Origin of the sequence: Bradyrhizobium sp. AZCC 1588 (assembly GCF_036924735.1) — a bacterium.
Lineage (GTDB): Bacteria > Pseudomonadota > Alphaproteobacteria > Rhizobiales > Xanthobacteraceae > Bradyrhizobium.
The window spans coordinates 4,562,114-4,586,468 of the sequence record NZ_JAZHSC010000001.1 but is presented as its reverse complement, the minus strand read 5'-3'; the positions used below and the strand labels follow the sequence as shown (position 1 = coordinate 4,586,468).

The window sequence follows — 24,355 nt, the reverse complement described above, 5'->3', positions numbered from 1 at the left end:
GAGGTAGCTGGGCCGCCACGGGCGGTCAATTGCCTCGCCGTCGCAAGCAAGGAAAAACGATCTTCAATGCGGCCGGCGCCGGCTAGCTTGCCAGTTTCAAAAAGTCCGGCGGCCGGCGCTCGGCGAACGCGACAAAGGCTTCTCGCGCCTCCATCGTCTTTAAGCGAGCCGCGAACTGCTCGCTCTCCGCCCTGATCTGCGCCATCAGGAGTTCCGGATTGCGCATCAGCCGTTTGGTCGTGCTGACGGCGCCTGCCGGCTGTTTCGCCAACCGGGACGCGAAAGCCTTCGCTTCCGCATCGAGCTTGTCGAGCGGCACCACGCGGTTGGCAAGTCCCCAGGCGAATGCGGATTTGGCATCGACCGCCTCACCGAGCGCGAACATCTCGAAGGCGCGGGCATAGCCGATGCGGAGCGGCATGAGCAGGCTGGAAGCAGCTTCCGGCACCAGCGCAAGGTTGACGAACGGCGTCGACAACAGCGCATTCTCCGCCAGCACGACGAGATCGCAGTGCAAGAGCATCGTGGTGCCGATGCCGACGGCGCGGCCCTGAACGGCGGCGACCAGCGGGCGGCTCGAATGTGCAAGCGCCTGCAGGAAGCGGCCGACATGGCGCTCGCCCTGAAGTGTGCCGGTTGCAATGGCTGCAAACTCGCCGACGTCGTTGCCGGCGGTGAACATATCGCCCTCGCCGCGGATCAGCAGCACGCGGACGGATGAATCCGTCTCGGCGGCTTCGATCGCGTCCGCAAGCGCGCCGTACATCGCGTTCGTCAGCGCGTTCTTCTTGTCGGGGCGAGCCATCGTCAGGCTCAAAATCCCGTCGCTCTTCTCGATCTTGATGTGCTCGGTCATTCGTCTTCTCCTCTGGGAAATCTGCTTTGCATCGTGGAGAGCCAGCGCGCAACGACATCGATCTCGGCGTCGGTGAACCCTTCCGTGAGCCGCGCGTTGACGTCGGCGAGCCCGGCTTTCGACTGCGCCATCGCCGCGCGGCCGGCCGGCGTTAGCCAAAGACGCCACGCGCGACCGTCATCCGGATCGGCCCGTCGTTCGATCAGGTTCGCCGTCGTCATCCGGTCCACCAATCCACTGATACCGGGCGGACCGAGATCGAGTGCCGCCCCCGCTTCGCCCATCAGCACACCGTCGCGCTGGCCCAGGATGAACAGCAACCCAGACTGCGCGGCGGTGACGCCGCTGTTCTGCGTCCGCGCCGCCATCCAGCGCTGCAGCCGGCGTTGCGCGACGTTGAGCAGGAACACGAGCCGGTGCTCGCGACGCTGACTCATATCGATGAGATCAATTTATTTCGCATGCGAACTATCTAAGGCAAGTGCAGGAGGCTGTCACGATGATTTTTGATCCGGCTCATCGAGAAATATTCGGGGCTCGTCAGCTTGAAGCCGGGTTGGCGAGAAAGGAAATCAAGCGTGGACAGCGACTTAGTCGAAAAATCGATTTTCGATTGACGATCCCACCCACTCTCGCCAAGCTGCCCGCCATGAGCAGTATCGGATTGAGTTTTGGCGAGCGTCCTGCCGACGAACGGCCGCGAAGCCTGACCTCCGCCGTTCAGGAACGGCTGCGCGCGGATATTCTCTCGACCCGGCTGCTACCCGGCCAGAAGCTGCATATCGCCGGTCTCGCCAAACAGTTTTCGGTCAGCCTCGCCGCGGTGCGCGAAGCGCTGTCGCGGCTGGTCGCGGACGGATTGGTGCAGGCGTCCGACCAGCGCGGCTTTCGGGTCAGCCCGGTATCGCCCGCCGACCTCAGGGACGTGACGCAGACGCGCGTCGATATCGAAGGTCTGGCGTTGCGCCGTTCGATCGAGCGTGGCGATGCGGCATGGCTTGCCTCGGTGGAGAAATCTTTCGCGGCACTCTGCGCCGTGCCCTACACCTACCCCGACGATCCGACCCATCACTATGAAGAATGGGTGGTGCGGCACAGAGTCTTTCACCGGACGCTGGTGAACGCCTGCGGCTCGCAATGGTTGCTCGGCTTCCGCGACGTCCTGCACGAGCAGAGCGAACGCTATCGAAGGCTTGCGATCCGGCGCAACAGCGAAGAATCCCGCAATGTCGAGGCCGAACACGCGGCAATCTTGCATGCCGTGCTCAAGCGCGATGCCGATGCCGCGGTCGCGGCGCTCTCGAAGCATTTCATGACGACCATGCACCTCGTCGAACTCGCTACACCGAAACCGTTCGGAGGTGGCAACACCGCCTGATCGACCGTTCGAAGAACAAATCAAATCAAGAAAAGCAAAGGGAAACGTCACCATGAGAATCACGCGACGCCACATATTGGGAACGGTTGCGGCCGCCACCGTGCTTGGCGCATCAGGCATGGCGCAAGCTGCCGACACCGTCCGCATCGGACTTCCAACGAAAACCTACTGGCCCACGACGATTGCGGAAACCGCGGTGCGCCAAAAACTATTCGAGAAGGAAGGCATCGCGGCTGAACTCACGATCTATCGCGGCGGCGCCGAGACCTTCGAGGCGATGGCGGCGGGCGCCGCCGATGTGATCCTCGACGCGACTTCGCTGGTATCGGCCGGGCGCAAGAAGGGCGTGAACTCCAAAGTGCTCGCGAGCGCCGCAACGGGCTACTACGGCTGGCAGTTGATGACGCTTTCGAAATCGACGCTTGGGGTGAAGGACCTGAGCGGCAAGAAGGTCGCCATCACCTCCGCCGGCTCCGGCTCCGACCTGCTGGCGTTGTGGACCCAGCAGGACAAGAAGATCGAATTCACCCGCGTACCCGTCGGCGGCGGCGGCCTGGTGCCGAACCTGCTCGCCGGTAATGTCGATGCGGCCGTCGTCTATTCGCCGCTGAGCTTCCAGATCTCAAAATCAGGGGAAGCGCGCACCATCCTTGACTTCTCCAAGGAGGTGCCGCCGAACCTCGCCGCCGGCTGGATCGCGCTCGACAAATACGTGCAGGACAAGCCGCAGCTCGTACAGAAGACGCTGAACGCGCTCTATGGCGCACTGATGTACATGCGCGCCAACAAGGACGCTTCCGTCAAGCTGATTACCGAACTCTATGAAATTCCCGCCGAGATCGCGGCGCTGGAATATGAGAACACGATCATGAAGCTGGAAACCGACGGCAGCATGGACGGGCCGAAAATTCCGGAACAGCTCCAGCTCGCGCTCGACATGGCTAAAGCTGGCGGCATGAAGGACCTTGCGCCGGCCGCGGAAATTATCTCGACGCAGTTCAAGCCGGTTCCGACCAAGTTCTGAGACACGCGCGATGCAGGGTGGGTTAGCGGTAAAGGCGGCGCGGGTTGCCATTGTGGTGGCGCTGTTTGCGATATGGGAAATCCTGTCGCGGACCGGCATCGTCAACCCGCGCCTGCTTCCCTCCGCCTCCGATACGCTTTCAACGCTTGGCGAGCTCTTGCAGCGCGCGAGCGTGCGCAAGGATCTCGCGGTGACCGCGACCGAGGTGGTGACCGCGTTCGCGCTCGCCGTTCCCGTCGGCGCGATGATCGGCTTCCTGATCGCGGAGAAGCGCTATTTTGCCGAGGTGGCAAAGCCGCTGCTGTTCTTCGCCTTCAGCATTCCGAAGTCGATCTTCCTACCGATGTTCATCCTGGTGTTCGGCGTCGGCTTTTCGCAGAAGGTGGGCTTCGGTTTCTTCTCGACGATCTTCATCGTGATCATGTCGACCACGACGGCGGTGGAGTCGGTCAAGGTCGAGCATTTGACGGTCGCCCGCTCCTATGGCGCGACACCTGTTCAGACCGCGTTCCGCGTCTACCTGCCGAGCATGCTCCCCGTTCTGCTGGAAGCGCTGCGGATCTCGATGATCTTCAACCTCACCGGCGTCATTCTCGCCGAAATGTACGCCTCGCGCGACGGGATCGGGCACCAGATTGCGACCTGGGGCGAGAACTTCCAGATGAAGCAACTGCTGGCCGGCGTGGTGATGATCGCCGCCATCGCGATTGCTTTCAATGAACTGGTCAGATGGGTGGAAACACGATGCAGCCATTGGCGAACATAACCCCGCTGAAGCCGGCCGGCGCGATCGAAGTCCGCAATGTCGGGCAAATCTTCAAGACCACGACGCAAGACGTTGTCGCGCTGGAAGACGTTTCGCTCGACGTCAAGCCTGGCCGCTTCGTGGTGCTGGTCGGCCCGAGCGGTTGCGGCAAGTCGACACTTCTGATGATGATGGCGGGTTTGCGCCAGCAGACCTCCGGCACCATCACCATCAGCGGCGCGCCGATCCCCGAGCCCGATCCGAACCGGGTCGGCGTGGTGTTTCAGGAAGCCAGCCTGTTTCCCTGGCTGACGGCAGAAGAAAATGTCGAGTTTCCGCTGGCGCTGCGCGGCGTCACCAAGAGCGATCGACGCGCCAGAGCGCAGGACGCCTTGAAACTTGTGGGCCTCGAAGGCTTCGGCAAGCGCCATCCGCATGAGCTGTCGGGCGGCATGAAACAGCGCGTCTCGATCGCGCGCGGCCTGGTGCAGGATCCGCCAGTGCTGCTGATGGACGAACCGTTCGCGGCGCTCGACGAACAGACCCGCATGACCATGGGCGACGAGTTGCTGCGCATCTGGGCGGCGACCGGCAAGACGGTAGTATTCGTGACCCACAGCTTGACCGAAGCGGTCTATCTCGCCGACGAGGTGATCGTGATGTCGCCGCGCCCCGGCCGCATCGTCGATCATCTGCAGGTCTCGCTGCCCCGCCCGCGCACCTATGAGATGCTGAGCGGCGACGCGTTCGGCAGCCTGCGCGACCGCATCTGGCGGCACATCCGCAAATCGGCGTGAGGTAGGCATGAGCGCGGCAACACTTCGCAGACTGATCGTGATCGGGCTCATTGCGCTGTGGGAAATCCTGCCGCGTGCCGGCTTCATTCCGGAACTGTTTCTGCCGTCGCTGTCCTCGACGCTCGCGGCCGGATGGAACGAGGCGGGCGAATACGGCCACGCCCTTGCCGTCACGCTCTACGAGGTCGCGATCTCGATGGCGTTCGCCTGCGGCGGCGGTATCCTGCTCGGCGCCGTCGTCGGCAGCCTGCCGCGGCCGCGCATCCTGATCATGCCGATGGTCTCGAGCCTCTATGCGGTGCCGCTGGTCATCCTCTATCCCGTCTTCACGGTCTGGCTCGGCATTGGCTCGGAATCCAAGATCGCATTCGCTTCGATCTATGGTTTTCTGCCGACAATGCTGGCGACCGCTGCAGGCATCCAGACCATCGATCCGCAGTTGCTGCTGGCCGCCCGCAGCATGGGCGCCACGCTGAGCCAGCGGCTGGTTCGCGTCATCATTCCGGCAGCGATCCCGACCGTGCTGTCGGGATTGCGCGTCGGCGGCGCGCTCGTGATCGTCGGTGTGGTGGTGTCGGAAATGCTGATCTCGTCCGCGGGCATTGGCTATCTGATCTCGCGCTACCGCACCATTCTCGATAGCCCCCACGTTTTCGCCGGCGTACTGCTGGTACTGGCGATGGCGATCGCCTTCAACGCCGCCATCAAATGGATCGAGCGCAAGGCCGCGATCTGGCAGACCGGCACACGCGCCGGGCAAGACTCCGCGGGCGAAGTCGCGCCCACTGCCCTGCAGCCTGCGACCTGACGGAGTGTGAGCGTGTTCGACCTGACGCTGACATTCGACAACGGCCCCGAGCCCGGCGTCACGCCGCGCGTGCTCGATACCTTACGCGAACGCGGCATCAAGACGACGTTCTTTGTGATCGGCGAAAAGCTCGGTGATGGCGAGCGTCGCCGGCTGGCGGCGCGCGCGCATGATGAAGGCCACTGGATCGGCAATCATACCTTTACGCACTCCGTGCCGCTCGGGCAGCAACGCGATCCGGAAGCGGCACAAAGCGAGATCGGCCGGACACAAGACGTAATCGGCAACCTCGCTCATGCAGAGCGCTGGTTCAGGCCGTTCGGCGGCGGCGGCAATCTCGATCAGCGGCTCTTGAAGCCCTCCGTGGTCGACTACCTCGTTCGCAACAGGCATAGCTGCGTACTCTGGAATGCGATCCCGCGCGACTGGGACGATCCCGATGGCTGGGTCGACCGAGCCCTCGATCTGTGCCGCTCGCAGCCGTGGAGCCTGATGGTGCTGCACGATCTGCCTGGCGGCGCCATGGATCACCTTGAGCGCTTTCTCGACCGAGCAGAGGAAGCCGGCGCGCGCTTCCGCCAGGACTTTCCGCCCGACTGCGTCCCGATCCGATCGGGCAAGATCGTGCTGCCCATCCAGCCCTACGTTTCCAACATCGAAGAGAGTGTCACAACATGAGGATCGCGAGTTTCAAGGCCGGTCAAACGGCAACCTACGGCCTGGTCACGAACGCAGGCATTATCGACGCCGGAAAACGGCTCAAGGCTTATCCGACCCTGAAGTCGCTGCTCGCCAACGGATTGCTCGACGAACTGAAAGCGCTGCAGGGTGAGCGCCCCGATTACGCATTGGCCGAAATCGAGCTGCTGCCGACCGTGCCCGACCCGGACAAGATCTTCTGCATCGGCGTCAACTACGCCACGCACCTTGCCGAAAGCGGCCATCCCACGCCGCCGCATCCGATGATCTTCACCCGTTTCGCCAACAGCCAGGTCGGCGGCGGCCAGCCAATGATCCGGCCGCTGGAATCCGAGCGTTTCGACTACGAGGGCGAGATGGCCGTAATCATCGGCGAGGCCGGCCGCCGGATTTCGCGGGAAGAGGCGCTGGCGCATGTTGCGGGCTATGCGTGCTACAATGACGGCAGCATCCGCGACTGGCAGCGCCACACCTCGCAATTCGCCCCCGGCAAGAATTTTGTAGGCACCGGCGCATTCGGACCGTGGTTGGTCACGACGGACGAAATCCCTGATATCAGTAAGCAGACCATTGCGACCCGCCTCAACGGCGTCGAAGTGCAGGCCGCGCCGATCTCGGACCTCGTGTTCGATGTCCCTGCCCTGATCGCCTACTGCTCGACCTTTACCGAACTGGCTCCGGGCGACGTCATCGTCACCGGCACGACCGGCGGCGTCGGCGCCTACCGCACGCCGCCGCTGTGGATGAAGGATGGCGACGTGGTCGAGGTCGAGGTGTCCGGCATCGGCGTGCTGCGCAATCCCGTGAAGGACGAGGTTGCGGCGGCTGCGACACGCGCGGCTTGACGTGAGAGGAACAATAAGAGCAAGGAGATACTGATGAACCTGCCGAAACATCTGCTGCCGACCACCGTCGTCGGCAGCTACCCGCAGCCGGAATGGCTGGTCGATCGCGCGATGTTGTCAAAGGTGGTGCCGCGCACACGCCTGCACGCGATGTGGCGACTGCCTGCGGAGCACCTGGAAGAAGCGCAGGACGACGCCACCATCGTTGCGATCAGGGACATGGAGCGCGCCGGCATCGACATCGTGACCGACGGCGAAATCCGCCGCGAGAGCTATTCCAATCGCTTCGCCACCGCGCTTGAAGGCATCGATGACGAAAATCCGGCGATGATCACGTCGCGTAGCGGACACGAAACGCCTGTGCCGCGTGTGGTCGGTCCGGTAAAACGCCGCGGCCCGGTCGAGCTGCACGACATGGAATTTCTACGGGAGAATACCGATCGCGCGGCCAAAATCACCCTGCCCGGACCGTTCACGATGAGCCAGCAGGCGAAGAACGAGTACTACAAGGACGATGAAGAGCTGGCGATGGCATTTGCCGAAGCCGTCAACGCCGAAGCGCTCGATTTGCAAAAGGCCGGCGCGGACGTGATCCAGCTCGACGAGCCCTGGGTGCGCAACAACCCGGACCTTGCCCGCCGCTACGCCGTCAAGGCGATCAACCGCGCCCTGCAAGGCATCACCGTGCCGACCGTGGTGCATCTGTGCTTCGGCTATGCCGCGGTCGTCCCCGGCTCGACCAAGCCGGCCGGCTATTCCTTCCTTGCTGAACTTGCCGACACCAGTGCCGAGCAGATTTCGATCGAGGCGGCGCAGCCGAAACTCGATCTCGGCGTGCTCAAGGATTTATCGTCGAAGAAGATCATGCTCGGCGTGCTCGACCTCGGCAATCCCGAGATCGAAACCGCCGATGTGGTTGCCGGCCGCATCCGCAACGGCCTCAAGCACGTCGCCTCCGACCGGCTGGTCATCGCGCCCGATTGCGGCATGAAATACATGCCGCGCCATGTCGCGTTTGGGAAGCTGAAGGCGATGTGCGACGCGGCAGCGACGGTGCGCAAGGAGATCAGCTAAGCGGCCTGCCCTGCAGCCACGCCGCGCCGCGCGCATACAAAGCCTCGACCTCGGGTCCCTTCAGGCCGGGCATGTCGCGCTTGACTGTGTAGCCGATGCGGGTCTGCAAATAGGCGAGATGGCGGTAGCCCGGCGGGAATTGCTCGAGGAGAGCCTTGTCCAGCACCGGCGCCGTACCCGGCGTGACGGGGTCCATGCGATCCTTCTCATAGATCGGCTGGCGCAGCACGATGCCCCAGCGTCCCTCCCGCTTTTCGAGAAAGTCGTAGAATCTCCCGGTGCAGAGCACATCGCACAGCACGCCTTCGACCTCGGCGCGCTGCGAGATCGTCATCTTGGTCTGCGCGACCGCGCGATTTCCCGCTAAATCGACCGAGATGCCGCCGAGGAAATGCAGGATGCTGACGCCCTTGGCCCAGGCCTGCTTGCTGATTTCGATGAACTCGTCGCCGGTGCCCTGCGTCCAGGTCGCCATCATGCGGCCGTCCGGATGCCAGACCGTGCGGAAACGCTCCCAGTCTCCGGCATCGCGCCAGATCGCCCAGTTCTGCAGCAATTCCCGGATCAGGCGATTGTCTTCAATCTCGGCGTCACTTGCGGGCATGCGGGCGTTTCCTTGGGACATATCTTCTCGAGCGTCCATGAGACATACCCGCCGTGGGCATCCACTGACAAGCCGGGTAAACAAAGGCGTTGGCTGGCGGCTCGGCGCCTTCACAACAGCTTCGCGCGGACGAACAGCGCACGCAAAGCGTTGGTCGCCTGTACGGTCAGCATCGCGTTATCAGCGGCACCCTGCAGTGCTTGCACGGCCTCGGCATGCAGCGCGCGAAATTCGATCCATTCGATCGAGGAGAGATTGGTGATGAAGCGATAGGCCTGGCCTACGGTGGCGATCGACACCGTCTTGCCGTTCAGGCTGATCTTGAAGACCGCCCGCAGCGGGGTGTCGGAATCGGCGGCATCGCCCGCAACTGCGGTCATGACGGAGATGGCGAACGCCGCGACGCGGTGAGGCCTTCGCGCAGACTCGGCACGACGACGAGCCGCTTGACCTCGCCGTTCCGGTAGGCCTGCAGGAACCTGTCGTAGTCCTTGATCGAGACGCAGCCGTTGGAATCACCGTTGGGCCCGAGCAGGTAGCTGTGCACCAGCAGGCCCGTTCGCCCGTGCATTTCGTTTTCGCCAATCGGGGTCATGCGCAGCGCCGCGACACCGTGAAACAGTTTCTCGCGCGGCTTCAAATCGTAAACGTTCGGCGGGGTCGCGCCGACCATGCGCTGGTCGACATGTGCCGGATTGTCCATCAGACTGCCCAGGCCTGAGTGTGCCTCGAGTTTGGTGCCGCTCGGCAGGTAAACGGCGCGGGCCGAAATGTCATAGACGGCGGTCTGACTGTCATAGCCTAGCGCCGCCAGATCCTTGCGCTCGCTAAGCAGCCCATCCCCCGGCGTCAACGAGGCTAGCGAGAAGCGCATCGGCACCAGATCGGCAAGCTTCTCGAACATGGTGCGGTTGTCGGACGAGACCGGCTGCGGATCGCTTCTCGCCGACTGAAGGTTGGCCAGGACCGGCCGGGACCTCGGGAGCGGGATGGCCGCTTCGACTGTCGGAGCCGGCGGCGGAGGCTGCACGTTCTCCTCACGCGGCTGCTCCTCGCGCGATTGCCCGCCCAACAGGATTTCGATGTACGCGAACTCCGCATCGAAGTCCGCGCGCTGCGGGCGGGCGGCGGCACGCCAGGGATAGTTGATGGTCAGCGAACGCCGCACCGAGGCGGGGCCGAAGCGCTCGTCGAATGAGGATGTGCTGCTGACATTCGCGGATGCGGGCTTGACCAAGCCGACTACGTCGAAATCGGTCACCCAGGCGGCCAACCCCAATGCCATGGCAAGCGCCGCCGTGCCGAATGCCATCTCACGGAGCAATCGGCTACCGCGGCTTGACGCAAGCCCGGCTGCGCTGGTCTTGGCTCTATCCATTCGTCCCCGGATCGGCGCTTCGGAATCGAATGATTCCTAAGGGATTCACCGAATAAGTCCCACCATAATGCAAACCAAAGTAAGGCATAATCGAGACAATCGCTCACGGCCATCATGACCGGCCGAATTCACAGGTTCAAGCCTTGTATTGGTAAACGGGCCGGGGTTTTCGACCGGCGGAGCCGCGGCTCAAGGCCGGAGAATTGGATTGGTATTCGGTGCCGGCGCCTCTTCCATCTCGGCGTGCTCTGGCAGCTTGTCGCCATGTACGGCCAGCGCCGGTCCGATCCAGATCGGATCGACCAGATGGTCCCGCCGCGGATTGGTCGTATTCGGATGGACCAGGACGCTCAATTTGCCATGGTTGAGCATCAGCCAAGGGACCAGCTCAGAAAATACCTCGCGGGCAAAGGCGACCTGGTACATGGCCTGATCGTGCGGGCCGACCTTGACGTCGTGCCACCGTCCGAGCGTGACCGAAAAGCGCTCGCCGATCCACGTGCGCAGTTGCTCGGCCTCGGCCCGCGTGGTCGCCGGATCGTAGTAGATGTGGGCGTGATAGCTGGCGATTTCGCCTAGTGGTCGCGGATCGCTCGAACCGGGCTCACTCGTCATCCCTGTGCTCCACGCTATCGTTGGACCGGCTGATGATCGCTGCAAGCGGGGGCGTGGTCAATGTCAGCCCGTTCGCTTCTGGCCACTCTTAAAGACGGCCATACCAGCGGCTGGGTCGAGATCAACCTCGGTCGCTTCCGTCAGCCGCGCCATCGTCATGTAGAAGCCGATCGCGAGGATCGATTCGACGATCTCCTGCTCGCTGAAATGCTTGCGCATGGTGGCAAAGACCGGTTCAGCGACGCGCACGTTCTCGATCACTTCGCGGCCGAACGCCAGCAGCGCCTTTTCGGCGGCATTGAAGGCGGCGTCCTCGTATTTGCCCTGTTCGATGCAGTCGATCTGCCACTGGGTCACGCCGACGCCGAGCGCGATCGGAACATGCTGCCGCCACTCATATTCGCCGTGCTCCCATTGCGCGACTTGAAGAATTAGCAACTCACGATTGACGTGGCTGAGCTTCTGGCGGTGCAGGATCGAATTGGCGAATCGCATCGCCGGAATGAAATTGGCCTCGGCATGCGCCATCATCCGAAAGATGTTCAATACGACCGGCATCCGATCGAAGGACGCGCGCACGTCGCCGCTGGTTGCCGCCGGATCGATCAGGGGAAGTCTGGCCATTCGCCTCTCCTTGCGCTTGCTGTTCTTATTGCCATTGCGGCCGCTTCCGCGCTTTGGTCGTAACTTACTTCATAGTTGCCGAATCGCGCATCGCTCAGCGGCCACCGACTTCGCGGATCGGATCGGAGCCGTCCCAATCGGCGGCAACCCGGCGGATGTGCTCGAAGAAACTTCCCTTGCTTCCGCTGATGTCTGAAATCTCCACCACGGTGCCGGGATGGGCTTGGGTATCGAAATAGGCGAAGCGGCCTTTTTCGCCGCCGATCTGGCCCTCGTGTCCCACTTTATGGCCAAGTGACAGTGCGCGGTCGTAGAGGGCCTGATATTCGCGGGTCCAGTACGACATGTGCTGCAAGCCCTCGCAGCCGGAATCGAGAAACTCCTTGTACATCGAGGGCGCGTCGTTGCGCTGCTGGATCAACTCGATCTGGAGATCGCCGGAATTGGCGAGCGCCACGCTCATCTCCATGGCGGAGTCCTGGCCGCGGTGGCGGAAGTAATCGGTCTTGACCCTGTCGATGTAGTACCAGGGCCCGACGCCCATCACATTGACCCAATGATCCATGGCGGCGCGGATATCTCGCACCACATATCCGTTCTGGCAGATTGCACCAAAGATACGGCTCATAACGATCCACCGTCTGCTTGCCGGCGGTGTATCTCTCCGCCTCTTATGTGTCTTGACCCGCCGTTCAGGGGACCGCGTGTCCCGGACGCGGTGCAGCGCCGGCTCGGTGCAGCGCCGCAGAGCCGGGACCCATCTCAATGCGCAGGAACGGGTCCCGGCTCAGCAGCGCAGCACTTCGTGCCGCGCTGCGTCCGGGACACGATGCCCGTCCTCGAGCAATCAGTTCGTCTTCCCGAACAGCAGGGGCAACTGACGCGGGCCGCGAACGGTGCCTTCCGACCATGTGACCTTACCGGCCGGATCGAGCCTGAAATCCGGAATTCGCTTCAGCCATTCCTCGATCGCAACCGTCATTTCCATGCGGGCGAGATTGGAGCCGACGCAGCGATGAATGCCGAGGCCGAACGCGGCGTGGCGATTCTCCTTGCGGTCGATGACCACCTTGTCGGCATCGGGGAACATGGCGGGATCGCGGTTGGCGGCCGGGAACGACAGCAGCACCATGTTGCCGGGCTTGACCGGGCAGCCACTGACCGTCGTCTCCTTCATCACCTCACGTGCCATCGTCACCGGTGAGTAGGCGCGCAGCAATTCCTCAACTGCGAGCGGCATCAGCTCCGGCTCATTGACCAAGCGCTCGCGGTCCGCGGGCGTTTTCGCCAAATGCCACAGCGAGGACCCGATCGCGCTCCAGGTGGTGTCGATGCCGGCGATCAACAGCAGCCGCAGCGAACCCAGCACATGTTCGTCCGTGAGCGGGTTTCCATCCTTGTCCCTTGCCTTCATCAAGGTCGAGATCAGATCGTCGGCCGGATTCTTCCTGCGCTGCTCGATGTGGCCGGCGAAATAGCCGGTCATCTCCTTCACCGCCTCCATCAGCGCGTTGTCGTCCTTGATGCCGAGTTCAAGGATGCCGTGAATCCATTTGATGAAGAGGTCGCCGTCCTTCTCGGGAATCCCGAGCATGTGCGCGATGGCGCGGACCGGAATGTGCTTGGTGTAGCGGGCGGCGGCGTCGCATTTGCCGTCGGCAATGAACTCGTCGATCAGTTCGTTGCAGATCGCGCGGACCCGCGGCTCCAGCTTCTTCATCGCATCCGGGGTGAAGGGCGGCAGCAGAATTTGCTTGGCCGGCTTGTGCTCGGGCGGGTCTGAGGTGATCGGCGGCGCGCGGGCCGTGATCTCCGGGCGAACGTCGCGCACGATCACGCGTCGGGAAGAAAAGTGCTCGATGTCGTAGGCGATTTCTTTCACCGCCTGGTAGGTGGTCGGCATGTAGCAGCCGAGAAAGCGCTCGGTATGAACGACGGGCGAAGCCGCGCGCAGCTCTTCCCAGATCGGAAACGGATCATCCGTCCACACCGGGTCAGTGTGGTCGAAATCGTTGATCCAGTCGGTGACTGGCGGATGTTCGGGCATGATGCTGGCGGAATCGGACATCGGAGCAATTCCTCTGCTTGGTTCGTTCAGATCGTGATGGATGAAAGATCCGCGACCGGATTATTCTTCGGTCACCTCGATGGCAATTTCCGGACAATTACTCTGAGCGAGCCAGGCCTTGTCTTCCAGGCCCACAGGCACGGAACCGTCGCCTGTTTCGTGCGCGTTGCCGAATTCGTCGAGGTCGAACAGTTCGGGGGCCAGTGATTTACAACGAGCGTGTCCCTGGCATTTGTCCTGGTCGACGCGGACCTTCAGCTTTGCAGCCATCGCAGCGTTCCCCTCTTTGTGGCGCGCATTGTCTCGCGCTGCCTTTCCGTCGGCGCCGCAGTAAAGATCGGCCGCAGCACCGCGAAGTTATATCATATTACATTCGCGTTGCCGTTGTGCTGTCAAGGCAAAAGTTATAGATCATGGAACTGAATGTCGCCTCGACCCGCACGTAAAGCGCTGAATGCCTACCACCATGGGGATCTTCGTGATGCCTTGGTTCAGGCCGCGTTGCATGAAGTGGAACTGGGCGGTCCCGAAGCGATCAGCATCAGCGCGCTGGCCAAGAAACTCGGTGTCTCGCAGCCGGCGCCCTACAAGCATTTCGCCGATCGCGAGACGCTGCTGACGGCTGTGACGGCCGAAGCGTTCCGCCAGTTCAGCGCCATGATGCGTGCGGCGCTTGAAAAGCCGTCGAAGCAGTCCAAGCTGTCGCGCTTCGCGCAGCTCACGCTTGATTTCGGCCTGCGCCGCAACGGCATCTATCGCCTGATGTTCGCGTCTCGAACCATGGCTTGCGCGCCGAAAGGCAGCGAGCTGCATAGTGCAGCAATGGAGACCTTCGAGCTCCTGGTGGAGGCGCTGGAGGCGCCCGCTGTAGAACTGTTGCGCGAGCGGAGTGCTCTGAAGGTCTGGGCCTCGCTACATGGCGTGGTCATGCTCGCTGAGCAGGGATTACTCACCGGCCAGGCTGCCCATGTCAGCCGGGAAGAATTGGTCGAGGACATCGTGGCGGAAACCAAGCTCGCGCTGTCCGTTGCCATCGAGAAGGCCGGCAAGGCTGGTTCATGACGGCCAAAGCTCCGACGGCCGCGCCTCACACTGCCGACAATACCGACCTTTATGGCGGCATCGCGCTTGGCATCGCCGCAGCCGCAGCGCTCATCGTCGCTAACTCGCCGCTCGGGCCGCAGTATCAGGCGCTGTTGCACACGACCGGCGAGGTGCGGATCGGATCGATCGGACTGAGCAAGACGCTCGAACACTGGATCAACGACGGCTTGATGGCGGTATTCTTTCTGCTGGTCGGCCTCGAGATCAAACGCGAGGCGATCGAGGGTGCGCTGGCGAGCCCGAAGAAAGCGGCATTGCCCGTGATCGCCGCGTTCGGCGGATTTATCACGCCGGCCGCCATTTTTGCCGCGGTCAACTGGGGTGATGCCGAGGCGTTACGCGGCTGGGCCATACCGGCAGCCACCGACATTGCCTTTGCGCTCGGCGTCTGCGCCATGCTGGGACGCAGGGTGCCGGCTTCGCTGAAGACTTTTCTGTTGGCGCTTGCGATCATCGACGACCTCATGGCTATCATCGTCATCGCGATGTTCTATGCTGCCGACCTTTCGGTTCTGGCACTGGGGCTCGGCGCACTCGGCATCGCTGCGCTCGTGGTTCTCAACCTGCTCGATGTGCGAAGGCCCGCATTCTATCTGATCGCCGGCCTTTTCACCTGGGTCTGCGTGCTCAAATCCGGCGTGCATGCGACCCTTGCCGGTGTCGCCGTCGGCTTCGCGATGCCGCTGACCCGGCACAATGGCCACAGCCTGCTCGAGGACACCGAACATGCACTCAAGCCGTGGGTCAGTTTCGCGATCGTGCCGCTCTTTGCCTTCGCCAATGCAGGCGTATCGTTTCACGGGCTGACCTTGGAAAAGCTGACAGGGCCGATACCACTTGGGATCATTGCAGGGCTGTTCATCGGCAAGCAGATCGGCGTCTTCGGCGCTTCGCTGCTTGCCGTCAGGCTGGGCCTTGCTGCCATGCCGGACGGGGCCACGACGACGAAATTCTATGCCACGGCCATCCTGACCGGCATCGGTTTCACCATGAGCCTCTTCATCGGAACGCTCGCGTTCGACGATCAAGCCATCCTGATGCAAGTCCGGCTCGGCGTTCTCTTGGCGTCTCTGCTGTCCGGCATCGCGGCCGCGCTGATGTTCTTCGCCATCGGGAAGTCCAACGGAAAGCGATGACGGAAACATCCAACGAAACCCGTCACAATTCCTGATCTGCTGTCTTTTTCTGAGCCACGGCCGCCGGAATCCCTTGACCTAGGTCAACTTGTCCACACGGCGCAAACGCGCCACACCTGCTGCGAGATCGACGCTCGCGCACTGGCCACTGCTTGTATTCGCCGCGGCCAAATGGTCATCTTGGCCGGCGAAAGGCGGCGTCGATTGAGCACGAATTTTACCAAACCCGCTCCACCTCGGCCTCTGAGGTTCGCCTCGGCGCGATCCGTCAGGAGCGTGGCTCTCGGCGTGCTGGTGTCGTTCTGTCTTTCTGGTCTGGCCCTCGGAAAAGACAAGGATGACGATGAGGAGGATGCGGCCACAAGTAAGCCGGCCCTGCCGAACTTCTACCTCGATATGAGAACCATCTATTCGACGCTGCCATCCGGTTCGCTCTCGATCGGATTCAGCACGCCTCCCTTGTTATCGAGGCTGGCGAACCTTTCCTCGCTCCGAACCACCCGGACTTCGCCGTCCAGCCAAAGCCTCTCGGTCGATCTGCCCTTGACCGTCGATGTCAATGATCAGCTCTCGGTCTATGGCGGCGTCAGCGGAGCCACTTCGCAGGCAGGCACCGATCCCTGGTCGACGTTCTCGGTCTATGCCTTTACCGTCGGATTCCAGGCCGACATCTATCAGCAGAACGGCGGAATGTTCCCGACCATCACCATCCAGTCCAACGCGACGCGGTCGATCTCGGACGCGCCACTGGCCACGACGACCTACAACACCATCCTCGAGGCGGACTACGCGCTGAACGCGGATGAGACGCGCGGGCTGCTCGCCGGCGCGCAGTACACCAGAGCCCTGGTCGATACTCCCCTCGCCCGCGTCAGCCCCGATATCATGGGCTATGTCGGTGGCTACTATCAGTGGGACAACAACTGGAAGCTCACCGGCCGCTTCGGCGTGCAATCCTTTGGCGGTGCGCAGCTTCTGAACCTGACGCCATTTCCCGCATTCACGCAGCCGATCGTGCGGTTCGACCTCGACCGCATGGACGACAACGACAATCGGCTGTTCGGCATCACCGCGCAGATCGCCTGGACACCGAAGCCATCGTACCAGCTAACGCTGCGAACGCCGCTCTACGCGATCAAGAATTAGCGACGAAGCTGAAAGAGTCTGGACCGATCGTCCAGCGACCAGCGTTGATGAATCAGAACTGACCGACGTGACGGCTGCTTTCACGCCGGATGCGGGTCGCGCACGGCCGCGCCGCGCAATAGCTTCCCGATCTCCGGCTTGCAGGCGCCGCAATTGGTGCCGGCCTTCAGGCGCCGGCCGACGTCATCGACGCTAGCCGCTCCCTTTTGGATTTCGGCCGAGATTTGGTGCTGCCCGACACCGAAGCACGAGCAGACGATGGGCCCGATGTCGTCGCCTGTATCGAGCGGCTGTCCCGTCAGCAGCGACATCCGCGCACTCGGTGACAATTCCTGTTCCGCGAACAGGCCGGAGAGCCACGACCGCGAAACCAGCCTGTGATCGGGCGCGATGAACACGCAACCCTCCAGCCGGCCGTCGCGAACAGCGGCGTAGCGGAAGCGACCAACCTTCGGATCGCGATAGGCGATCCACTCGATGTCGTGCCCGACGCGGAGTTGCGCCCGCGCCCAATCGCGCCAGCTCGACGGCCGCTCGTCGCCGGCGAGCTCCATCCGCCAGCAGGTCCCCGAAAGCCCGCCGACCCAGTAACCCGCGGCAGGACGCTCGATCTCCCGGCGGCTGAGGATGAAGGCATGCCATTTTGGCAGATACGCGACCGCCTTGACCGGCGTGTGCTTGGACTCTGGCTGTCCAGAGATCGGATCGGTCGCCGGATTGACCAGCGCGTTGACCCGGCCGTCGCCGGCATACTCACCGTTCCAGTGCATCGGCACGAACACGCAGCCGCGCCGCTGCTCGGCGGTGACGACGACGCGCGCCACCATCTCGCCCCACGGGCTGCTCAGCCGCGCGAGCCCGCCATTCTCGACGCCGGCTGCGCGTGCATCGTCGGGGTGGAATTCCGCACAGGGCTCGAAGATGTGCGCCAGCAGCCGCGGCGATTTCCCGGTCCGCGTCATGGTGTGCCATTGATCGCGGACCCGTCCGGTATTGAGCACCAGCGGATAGTCGCGGCTGGTCGCGTTGACGGCTGCGCGCGGCGTCACCGGCACGAAACGGGCTTTGCGGTCGGTAGTGAAGAATTCGCTCGTTTCGAACATCCGCGGCGTGCCGGTCGGATATTCCCGCGTCACAGGCCATTGGATCGGAGTAAGCGCATCGTAAGCGCGGTCGTCGAGCGTGTTCAGGGCGGACAGATCGAAATCGCGCGTCCCGTTATTCTCGAAACTCGAAAGCCCGGCGTGCTCGCGGAAGATCGCCGCAGCGCCCGGATAGTCGAACCCCGAAAAGCCCATGCGCCGGGCGACATCGCAGACGGTCCGCCAATCGGCCCTTGCGGCGCCGGGTGCCGGCAGGAACGGTCGCTGCCGGGAAATGCGGCGTTCGGAGTTGGTGACGGTGCCGTCCTTTTCGCCCCAGGTGAGCGCCGGCAGCAACACGTGAGCATGACGCGTGGTGTCGGTATGCCGCATGCAATCGGACACGACAACGAGCTCGCATGCTTCAAGCGCGCGGCGCACGCGATCGGCATCCGGCAGGCTGACCAGCGGATTGGTGGACATGATCCAGACCGCCTTTATGCGCCGATCGGCGATCGCATCGAACATATCGATGGCCTTGAGGCCCTGCTTGTCTGCGATCACAGGCGATTGCCAGAACCGCTGGACGATATCGCGGTGCTGCGGGTTCTCGATCTCCATATGGGCGGCAAGCTGGTTGGCCAGCCCGCCGACTTCCCGGCCGCCCATGGCGTTGGGTTGTCCGGTCAGCGAGAACGGCCCCATACCGGGCCGCCCGATCCGGCCGGTCAACAAATGACAGTTGATGATCGAGTTGACCTTGTCGACGCCGCTGCTCGACTGGTTGATGCCTTGCGAATAGAGCGTGACGACCCGCTCGGTTTTGGCAAACCAGTCGAAGAACAACGCCACTGCGCCCTCGCTCAGCCCGCAGATGTCGGCCGTCTGTGCGACCGTCTGGCCGGCGACCTGCCGCAGCGCGGCTTCGGCGCCGGTGGTGAAGCCATCCACGAATGCGCGATCGATGGCGTTGCGCGATGCAAGATGCGCGAGCAACCCGTTGAACAGCACGGAGTCGCTGCCCGAGCGAAGCGGCAGGTGCAGATCGGCGCCGTCGCATGTCGCGGTCCGCCGCGGGTCGATCACGACGATGCGGCACGCGGGGTTGCTGGCCTTGGCCGCCACCATGCGCTGGTAGAGGATCGGATGACACCAGGCGGCATTGGAGCCGACGAGGACCAGGAGATCGGCGGTTTCGAGATCCTCATAGCAGCCCGGAACGGTGTCGCTGCCGAACGCACGCTTGTGGCCTGCCACGCTCGAGGCCATGCACAGCCGCGAGTTGGTGTCGACGTTCGCAGTGCCGATGAAGCCCTTGGCGAGCTTGTTGATGACGTAATAGTCCTCGGTGAGAATCTGGCCGGAGACATAGAAGGCGACCGAATCCGGTCCATGCTCGCGGATGATTCTGCCAAATCCCTCCGCGACATGGTCGAGCGCCGTATCCCAGCTCGTTTCCTGCCCGTTGACCACAGGGGCGAGCAGCCGCCCCTCGAGGCCAATGGTCTCGGCGAGCGCCGAGCCTTTCGCGCACAGCCGCCCGAAATTGGCGGGATGAAGCGGATCGCCCCGGACGGTCACGGCGCCGGCAGGCCCCCTGTCAGCGACAACGCCGCAGCCGACCCCGCAATACGGACAGGTTGTCTTCACTGGCACGGGCGATCACCCTCACTCGGCGGGCACAACCGCTGCCGTTTGGACGCTAAGCCAGACCATGCCGTTCTCCACCTTGGTCGGATGCGCGCGCGTGCACCCCTCGTCGGGCGCGACCGCCCTGCCGCTCTTGAGCTCGATGACGAAATTGTGCAGCGGACACGTGACCCGCTTGTTGTGGACGATGCCTTGCGACAACGGTCCGCCCTTGTGCGGACAGCGGTCGTCGAGTGCGAACACCTCGTCCTCGCTGGTCCGGAACACCGCAATGTCTCCGGAGGCCGTCCTCACCACGCGCGAGCCGAGAACGGGAATGTCGTTCAACGCCCCGATTTCGATCCATTTGGTCATGCGAGTTCGAGCTCCGCCAGCGGGGTGAATTCGTTACGGTCGACGCCGCGCTGGGCGCGCGCCGCCCAGGGGTCGCTCTGCGAGAATTGCTGCGAATGGGCGAAGCGGCTGAACAGCGCCTTGCGGTTGGCGACATCGTCGACCACCTGCTTGCGGATCGCATCGAGGCCGACCCGATCGCACCACTTGTACATGCGCTCCAGATACCATCCCTGTTCGCGATAGAGCTGCGTCAGCGCAGCGATAATTTCGAGCGTCTCCTCCTCCGTCGCTGCCTTGGCCAGGAATTCGGTTCCCTTGATGTGAAGACCGGCGGCGCCGGCGAAATGGATCTCGAATCCGGAATCGACGCAGACGACGCCGACATCCTTGCAGGTCGCTTCCGCGCAGTTGCGCGGACAGCCAGAGACCGCGAGTTTCACCTTGGCCGGCGTCCACGAGCCCCACATGAACTTTTCGAGCTTGATGCCGAGGCCGGTCGAATCCTGCGTGCCGAAACGGCACCATTCCGATCCGACACAGGTCTTCACCGTGCGCAATCCCTTGGCATAGGCATGGCCCGATACCATGCCTGCATCATTGAGATCGGCCCAGACCGCCGGCAGGTCCTCCTTCTTCACTCCCAGAAGATCGATGCGCTGTCCGCCGGTCACCTTGACGGTCGGAATCTTGAACTTGTCCGCGACGTCGGCAATGGCGCGCAATTCATCCGGCGTCGTGACGCCGCCCCACATCCGCGGCACGACAGAGTACGTTCCATCCTTCTGGATATTGGCGTGAACGCGCTCATTGATATAGCGCGACTGCTGATCGTCGCGATACTCGCCGGGCCAGGTGGCGAGCAGATAATAGTTCAGGGCAGGACGGCAGGAGTGGCACCCGTTCGGCGTCTTCCAGTCCATGAACTTCATGACATCGGGGATCGTCTTCAATCCATTCTCGACGATGACGCGGCGCGCGTCATCGTGGCTGTGATCGGTGCACGCGCACATCGGTTTGACCTTCGGCGCCGCCGAATAGTCGCCGCCGAGCGTGAAAGCGAGAACCTGCTCGACCAGGCCGGTACAGGAGCCGCACGACGACGATGCCTTGGTGTGGGCGCGCACGTCGTCGATCGTGAAGAGTTTCTTCTCGCTGATTGCCTTGACGATCGTCCCCTTGCAGACGCCGTTGCATCCGCAGATTTCCGTATCATCGCTCATGGCGGCGACCGAGTTCTTGCCGCTATGGCCGCCGTCGCCGAGATTGGCGGCGCCGAACACCAGTCGCTCGCGCATCTGCGAAACGTCAGTGCCGTCGCGCAGATGCTGGAAGTACCACGGGCCGTCGATGGTATCGCCATAGAGCACGGCGCCGACGATCTTCTTGTCGCGCAGGATGATGCGCTTGTAGACGCCGCGGGAGGCGTCCTGCATGACGATCTCTTCCTTGTCCGCACCCGGCGCGAAGTCGCCGGCGGAGAACAGGTCGATCCCGGTCACTTTCAGCTTGGTCGAAACCACCGACCCGTCATAGGTGGCGAAACCCTTCATGGCGAGGTGGTTGGCGCAGACCTTGGCCTGGTCGAACAAGGGAGCCACGAGCCCGTAGGTCTGGCGCCGGTGCTGCACGCATTCGCCGACGGCGTAGATTCGCCCGTCGTAGGTCTGCATGGTGTCGGAGACCACGATGCCGCGTTCGCAATAGAGGCCTGCCTTGCGCGCCAGCTCGACATTCGGACGGATGCCGACCGCCATCACGACCAGATCCGCAGGGATCTCCTCGCCGTCGGCGAAGCGCACACCGGTTACGCGATCCTCGCCGAGAATCGCCTCCGTTTGCGCCGGCATCTTGAACACCATGCCGCGCTCTTCCAGCGACTTGCGCAGCAATCCGCCAGCGACCTGATCGAGCTGGCGCTCCATCAGCGTGTCGAGCAGATGCACGACGGTGACGTTCATGCCGCGCTTCATCAGGCCGTTGGCGGCCTCGAGGCCGAGCAGACCGCCGCCGATCACGACGGCGTTCTTGAAGCTCGTCGAGGCCTGAACCATATGCTCGACGTCCTGGATATCGCGAAAGCCGATGACGCCCCGGAGATCCTTGCCCGGAAGCGGCAACATGATCGGGTTCGAGCCGGTGGCGATCAGCAGGCGATCGTAGGGTACCCGCGCGCCCTCTCTCGTCACGACTTCGCAGGTACGCCGATCGATCATCTCGATCATTTCGCCCTTGCGCAGCGTGATTCCGTTGTCCTCGTACCACTGCTCCGTGTTGAGCATGATGTCGTCGACGGTCTTCTCGCCGGCAAGCACGGGCGACAGCAGAATTCGGTTGTAGTTGCCGTATGGCTCGGAGCCGAACACGGTGATGTCATAGAGATGGGGCGCACGGTCCAGCAACAATTCCACCGTGCGGATGCCGGCCATGCCGTTGCCGATCACCACCAACTTCGGCTTGTTCACTTTGTCGAGCATGCTCTGCCTTCTAATTCAGGTTCCGATGGCCCCGTTCGGCGACGCAACTCTGCATCGTCGATTGGCGAGAACTATTGATGATTGAGGAGCGCCCATCGGCGGGCAGAGTATCGTCGACTATGACGATCGATATCTCATGTATTCAAGAGACGTGCCAACGCCGCGCCCGTAGTTCTTCGGGCGCAACACACGGCTTCAGCCGGTAAATCGCTAGTTGGCTGCACTTGCGCGTGCATGGATGCCCAAAAAATCACCCGTAAGGGCTATCCATTGTGCACAACCCGAATACTTCCCCGTGACTCGATGGCAATGTGCCCGTGGAAATAGCACGGCACCGACAGGGCGGCTTTGAGGAGAGCTTTTCCGTTAATACTTCGCACAGCATAATAAAACACCACACTGCACGTTCGAGCGGCTGGTTTTGCCAACAAACGGAGCAGCGGCCGCATTCGCGGCGGTTTAGGCGCACCTGGCAAGGCACTGCAAATACACGCTAAGTGGCGCGCTTGTTTGTCTGGCACGTGAATTGCTGACGTTGAGACCTAGAGTGCGTCTCAACGACGAGCCGACTCGCTTCCCAAATTCCGTCTCTTGTGCCGAGATACCGCGCGGCCCGCACGGTATCACACGCCGCTGTTCGAGGCTGCTCGATGAAGTTTGCTGAATTCAAGAAGGCCGGCCATTGGCCCACGCTGCTCGCCGCCTTTCTCTATTTCGACATAAGCTTCATGGCTTGGGTCGCGCTTGGTCCGTTGATCGTCTACATCGTGCATGACATGAACCTGGCTGTCGACGAGAAGTTCACGCTCGTCGCCATCCCGGTTCTGGCCGGCGCATTGCTGCGCGTGCCGATGGGCATACTCGCCGATCTGTTCGGCGCCAAGCGGACCGGAATTGTCGCGCAACTCGTCGTCATCGCCGCGACGTCCTGGGTTTGCTATTTCGGACTCCCGAGCAAGCTGTCGGTCGAAATCTTCGGTCTCGCGCTCGGCATCGGCGGCGCTTCGTTCGCGGTGGCGCTGCCGCAGGCGAGCCGCTGGTATCCGCCGCAATATCAGGGCGTGGTGATGGGGATCGCGGGTGCCGGCAATATGGGTGTCGTGCTCGACACGATGTTCGCGCCGACGATTGCTGAGCTTTGGGGCTGGCAAGCCGTGTTCGGCGTGCTGCTCGTTCCAATGGTGCTGATCCTCGCCTACTACGCCTATGCCGCCAAGGACGCGCCCGGAGAGCGGAAACCGATTTCGCTGAAGGCTTATGGCACGTTGCTGCGCGATCCCGACAGCCGCTGGTTCATGTTCTTCTACTTCATCACCTTCGGCGGCTTCGTCGGACTGGCCAACGCGTTGCCGCTGTATTTCACCGTGCAATATCACGTATCAGGCGTCGCAGCGGGTCTGCTGGTTTCCTTGATCGTCGCTTTCGGTTCGGGTTTCCGCCCGGTAGGCGGCATGATCGCCGACCGCATCGGCGGCATCCGCTCGCTGTCGATGTTCTTTGGCGTCGTCGTGGCGGCGTATCTCGTCATCGCCTTCATGCCGGAGGGGCCGGCCGCGCCAGCGGCTGCGGGTTGGGCGCTCACCGAAATGCCGCGGATCGCCTGGATGTCGGTGCTGCTGTTCTCCATCGGCGTGCTCGCGCTCGGCATGGGCAACGGCGCCGTGTTCCAGCTCATTCCACTTCGCTTCCGGCAGGAGATCGGCCTGATGACCGGCATGGTGGGTTGCGCCGGCGGCATCGGCGGTTTCTTCCTTGCCAAGGCCCTCGGCATCGCCAAGGGAATGACCGGCGGATTTGGCGCAGGCTTCCTGTTTTTCGGCCTGCTGGCGTTGCTTGGTTTCCTCGGACTTGCCATGGTCAAGGTGCGCTGGCGCACCACATGGGGCGCCGCATCGGGAGCGCGGGTCTGACG

Annotated in this window: 25 protein-coding genes; 12 read left to right on the top strand and 13 right to left on the bottom strand. The window is 62.8% G+C overall.

The features are described from left to right. Window positions 1-82: 82 nt before the first annotated feature. Window positions 83-856 carry an enoyl-CoA hydratase gene (locus tag V1277_RS21575; RefSeq protein WP_334418016.1) on the bottom strand — a complete coding sequence of 258 codons (774 nt, stop codon included), beginning with the start codon at window positions 854-856 and terminating at the stop codon, window positions 83-85. Beyond that, window positions 853-1,293 (bottom strand): MarR family winged helix-turn-helix transcriptional regulator, encoded by a 441-nt coding sequence (locus V1277_RS21570; protein WP_334418015.1) that lies wholly within the window; start codon window positions 1,291-1,293, stop codon window positions 853-855. The genes V1277_RS21575 and V1277_RS21570 overlap by 4 nt, the downstream gene beginning before the upstream one ends. 176 nt (window positions 1,294-1,469) lie before the next feature. Here V1277_RS21570 and V1277_RS21565 point away from each other — a divergent pair, with 176 nt between their 5' ends. From V1277_RS21565 to V1277_RS21530, 8 genes are read left to right on the top strand one after another with little or no spacing between them, the layout of a single operon-like run. After that, window positions 1,470-2,234 carry a GntR family transcriptional regulator gene (locus V1277_RS21565; protein WP_334418014.1) on the top strand — a complete coding sequence of 255 codons (765 nt, stop codon included), beginning with the start codon at window positions 1,470-1,472 and terminating at the stop codon, window positions 2,232-2,234. Window positions 2,235-2,286: 52 nt separating this feature from the next. After that, window positions 2,287-3,258 carry an ABC transporter substrate-binding protein gene (locus tag V1277_RS21560; RefSeq protein ID WP_334418013.1) on the top strand — a complete coding sequence of 324 codons (972 nt, stop codon included), beginning with the start codon at window positions 2,287-2,289 and terminating at the stop codon, window positions 3,256-3,258. A 10-nt stretch (window positions 3,259-3,268) separates the two neighbouring features. Beyond that, window positions 3,269-4,024 (top strand): ABC transporter permease, encoded by a 756-nt coding sequence (locus tag V1277_RS21555; protein ID WP_334418012.1) that lies wholly within the window; start codon window positions 3,269-3,271, stop codon window positions 4,022-4,024. Beyond that, complete coding sequence (locus V1277_RS21550) at window positions 4,003-4,800, top strand: ABC transporter ATP-binding protein (RefSeq protein WP_334418011.1); 798 nt, start codon at window positions 4,003-4,005, stop codon at window positions 4,798-4,800. Before V1277_RS21555 ends, V1277_RS21550 begins: the two co-directional genes overlap by 22 nt. 7 nt (window positions 4,801-4,807) lie before the next feature. Further along, entirely contained in the window at window positions 4,808-5,608 is an 801-nt protein-coding gene (locus tag V1277_RS21545; RefSeq protein WP_334418010.1) for an ABC transporter permease, read from the top strand. 12 nt (window positions 5,609-5,620) lie between these two features. Continuing rightward, entirely contained in the window at window positions 5,621-6,286 is a 666-nt protein-coding gene (locus tag V1277_RS21540) for a polysaccharide deacetylase family protein (RefSeq protein ID WP_334418009.1), read from the top strand. Next, window positions 6,283-7,152, top strand: a complete 870-nt coding sequence (locus V1277_RS21535; protein WP_334418008.1) for a fumarylacetoacetate hydrolase family protein — start codon at window positions 6,283-6,285, stop codon at window positions 7,150-7,152. The genes V1277_RS21540 and V1277_RS21535 overlap by 4 nt, the downstream gene beginning before the upstream one ends. A 33-nt stretch (window positions 7,153-7,185) precedes the next feature. Next, the gene (locus V1277_RS21530; protein WP_334418007.1) at window positions 7,186-8,226 is read left to right on the top strand and encodes a uroporphyrinogen decarboxylase family protein; all 1,041 of its coding nucleotides are present in this window, start codon (window positions 7,186-7,188) and stop codon (window positions 8,224-8,226) included. On the opposite strand, the gene V1277_RS21525 is transcribed toward V1277_RS21530, so the two are convergent. From V1277_RS21525 to V1277_RS21490, 8 genes are all read right to left on the bottom strand, one after another. Continuing rightward, entirely contained in the window at window positions 8,219-8,830 is a 612-nt protein-coding gene (locus V1277_RS21525; protein WP_334418006.1) for a nuclear transport factor 2 family protein, read from the bottom strand. The genes V1277_RS21530 and V1277_RS21525 overlap by 8 nt on opposite strands. A gap of 110 nt (window positions 8,831-8,940) precedes the next feature. Beyond that, a complete protein-coding gene (locus tag V1277_RS21520) occupies window positions 8,941-9,210 on the bottom strand; it encodes a hypothetical protein (protein WP_334418005.1) in 270 nt (89 codons plus the stop codon). Next, a complete protein-coding gene (locus V1277_RS21515; RefSeq protein WP_334418004.1) occupies window positions 9,207-10,115 on the bottom strand; it encodes a DUF2778 domain-containing protein in 909 nt (302 codons plus the stop codon). The genes V1277_RS21520 and V1277_RS21515 overlap by 4 nt, the downstream gene beginning before the upstream one ends. A gap of 282 nt (window positions 10,116-10,397) precedes the next feature. After that, window positions 10,398-10,823 (bottom strand): DOPA 4,5-dioxygenase family protein, encoded by a 426-nt coding sequence (locus V1277_RS21510; RefSeq protein WP_334418003.1) that lies wholly within the window; start codon window positions 10,821-10,823, stop codon window positions 10,398-10,400. A gap of 63 nt (window positions 10,824-10,886) precedes the next feature. Next, complete coding sequence (locus V1277_RS21505) at window positions 10,887-11,447, bottom strand: carboxymuconolactone decarboxylase family protein (protein WP_334418002.1); 561 nt, start codon at window positions 11,445-11,447, stop codon at window positions 10,887-10,889. Window positions 11,448-11,541: 94 nt separating this feature from the next. Beyond that, window positions 11,542-12,075 (bottom strand): VOC family protein, encoded by a 534-nt coding sequence (locus tag V1277_RS21500; protein ID WP_334418001.1) that lies wholly within the window; start codon window positions 12,073-12,075, stop codon window positions 11,542-11,544. A 219-nt stretch (window positions 12,076-12,294) separates the two neighbouring features. Next, on the bottom strand, window positions 12,295-13,515 hold the full coding sequence (locus V1277_RS21495; protein WP_334418000.1) for a cytochrome P450: 1,221 nt from the start codon (window positions 13,513-13,515) through the stop codon (window positions 12,295-12,297). Between the two features lie 60 nt (window positions 13,516-13,575). After that, complete coding sequence (locus V1277_RS21490) at window positions 13,576-13,785, bottom strand: ferredoxin (protein WP_334417999.1); 210 nt, start codon at window positions 13,783-13,785, stop codon at window positions 13,576-13,578. A 153-nt stretch (window positions 13,786-13,938) separates the two neighbouring features. Here V1277_RS21490 and V1277_RS21485 point away from each other — a divergent pair, with 153 nt between their 5' ends. From V1277_RS21485 to V1277_RS21475, 3 genes are all read left to right on the top strand, one after another. Beyond that, entirely contained in the window at window positions 13,939-14,577 is a 639-nt protein-coding gene (locus V1277_RS21485; RefSeq protein ID WP_334367310.1) for a TetR/AcrR family transcriptional regulator, read from the top strand. Continuing rightward, complete coding sequence (gene nhaA / locus V1277_RS21480) at window positions 14,574-15,755, top strand: Na+/H+ antiporter NhaA (protein ID WP_334417998.1); 1,182 nt, start codon at window positions 14,574-14,576, stop codon at window positions 15,753-15,755. Before V1277_RS21485 ends, nhaA begins: the two co-directional genes overlap by 4 nt. 276 nt (window positions 15,756-16,031) lie before the next feature. Beyond that, a complete protein-coding gene (locus V1277_RS21475; RefSeq protein WP_334417997.1) occupies window positions 16,032-16,901 on the top strand; it encodes a hypothetical protein in 870 nt (289 codons plus the stop codon). A gap of 80 nt (window positions 16,902-16,981) precedes the next feature. On the opposite strand, the gene V1277_RS21470 is transcribed toward V1277_RS21475, so the two are convergent. Genes V1277_RS21470 through nirB form a run of 3 tightly spaced genes read right to left on the bottom strand, consistent with a single transcriptional unit; the run spans window position 16,982 to window position 22,443 of the window. After that, window positions 16,982-19,639, bottom strand: a complete 2,658-nt coding sequence (locus V1277_RS21470; RefSeq protein WP_334417996.1) for a nitrate reductase — start codon at window positions 19,637-19,639, stop codon at window positions 16,982-16,984. 12 nt (window positions 19,640-19,651) lie between these two features. Continuing rightward, on the bottom strand, window positions 19,652-19,987 hold the full coding sequence (gene nirD, locus V1277_RS21465; protein ID WP_334417995.1) for a nitrite reductase small subunit NirD: 336 nt from the start codon (window positions 19,985-19,987) through the stop codon (window positions 19,652-19,654). Further along, entirely contained in the window at window positions 19,984-22,443 is a 2,460-nt protein-coding gene (nirB, locus tag V1277_RS21460) for a nitrite reductase large subunit NirB (protein ID WP_334417994.1), read from the bottom strand. The genes nirD and nirB overlap by 4 nt, the downstream gene beginning before the upstream one ends. 650 nt (window positions 22,444-23,093) lie before the next feature. On the opposite strand from nirB, the gene V1277_RS21455 reads away from it, so the two are divergent. Next, window positions 23,094-24,353, top strand: a complete 1,260-nt coding sequence (locus V1277_RS21455; protein WP_334370025.1) for an MFS transporter — start codon at window positions 23,094-23,096, stop codon at window positions 24,351-24,353. Window positions 24,354-24,355: the final 2 nt, after the last annotated feature.

Excerpts from the sequence above, each read along its gene's own strand:
- V1277_RS21575 (WP_334418016.1), bottom strand. The coding sequence starts at position 856 with ATGACCGAGCACATCAAGATCGAGAAGAGCGACGGGATTTTGAGCCTG.
- V1277_RS21570 (WP_334418015.1), bottom strand. The coding sequence starts at position 1,293 with ATGAGTCAGCGTCGCGAGCACCGGCTCGTGTTCCTGCTCAACGTCGCG.
- V1277_RS21560 (WP_334418013.1), top strand. The coding sequence starts at position 2,287 with ATGAGAATCACGCGACGCCACATATTGGGAACGGTTGCGGCCGCCACC.
- V1277_RS21555 (WP_334418012.1), top strand. The coding sequence starts at position 3,269 with ATGCAGGGTGGGTTAGCGGTAAAGGCGGCGCGGGTTGCCATTGTGGTG.
- V1277_RS21550 (WP_334418011.1), top strand. The coding sequence starts at position 4,003 with ATGCAGCCATTGGCGAACATAACCCCGCTGAAGCCGGCCGGCGCGATC.
- V1277_RS21545 (WP_334418010.1), top strand. The coding sequence starts at position 4,808 with ATGAGCGCGGCAACACTTCGCAGACTGATCGTGATCGGGCTCATTGCG.
- V1277_RS21535 (WP_334418008.1), top strand. The coding sequence starts at position 6,283 with ATGAGGATCGCGAGTTTCAAGGCCGGTCAAACGGCAACCTACGGCCTG.
- V1277_RS21530 (WP_334418007.1), top strand. The coding sequence starts at position 7,186 with ATGAACCTGCCGAAACATCTGCTGCCGACCACCGTCGTCGGCAGCTAC.
- V1277_RS21525 (WP_334418006.1), bottom strand. The coding sequence starts at position 8,830 with ATGCCCGCAAGTGACGCCGAGATTGAAGACAATCGCCTGATCCGGGAA.
- V1277_RS21520 (WP_334418005.1), bottom strand. The coding sequence starts at position 9,210 with ATGACCGCAGTTGCGGGCGATGCCGCCGATTCCGACACCCCGCTGCGG.
- V1277_RS21515 (WP_334418004.1), bottom strand. The coding sequence starts at position 10,115 with ATGGCATTGGGGTTGGCCGCCTGGGTGACCGATTTCGACGTAGTCGGC.
- V1277_RS21510 (WP_334418003.1), bottom strand. The coding sequence starts at position 10,823 with ATGACGAGTGAGCCCGGTTCGAGCGATCCGCGACCACTAGGCGAAATC.
- V1277_RS21505 (WP_334418002.1), bottom strand. The coding sequence starts at position 11,447 with ATGGCCAGACTTCCCCTGATCGATCCGGCGGCAACCAGCGGCGACGTG.
- V1277_RS21500 (WP_334418001.1), bottom strand. The coding sequence starts at position 12,075 with ATGAGCCGTATCTTTGGTGCAATCTGCCAGAACGGATATGTGGTGCGA.
- V1277_RS21495 (WP_334418000.1), bottom strand. The coding sequence starts at position 13,515 with ATGTCCGATTCCGCCAGCATCATGCCCGAACATCCGCCAGTCACCGAC.
- V1277_RS21490 (WP_334417999.1), bottom strand. The coding sequence starts at position 13,785 with ATGGCTGCAAAGCTGAAGGTCCGCGTCGACCAGGACAAATGCCAGGGA.
- V1277_RS21485 (WP_334367310.1), top strand. The coding sequence starts at position 13,939 with ATGTCGCCTCGACCCGCACGTAAAGCGCTGAATGCCTACCACCATGGG.
- nhaA (WP_334417998.1), top strand. The coding sequence starts at position 14,574 with ATGACGGCCAAAGCTCCGACGGCCGCGCCTCACACTGCCGACAATACC.
- nirD (WP_334417995.1), bottom strand. The coding sequence starts at position 19,987 with ATGACCAAATGGATCGAAATCGGGGCGTTGAACGACATTCCCGTTCTC.
- nirB (WP_334417994.1), bottom strand. The coding sequence starts at position 22,443 with ATGCTCGACAAAGTGAACAAGCCGAAGTTGGTGGTGATCGGCAACGGC.
- V1277_RS21455 (WP_334370025.1), top strand. The coding sequence starts at position 23,094 with ATGAAGTTTGCTGAATTCAAGAAGGCCGGCCATTGGCCCACGCTGCTC.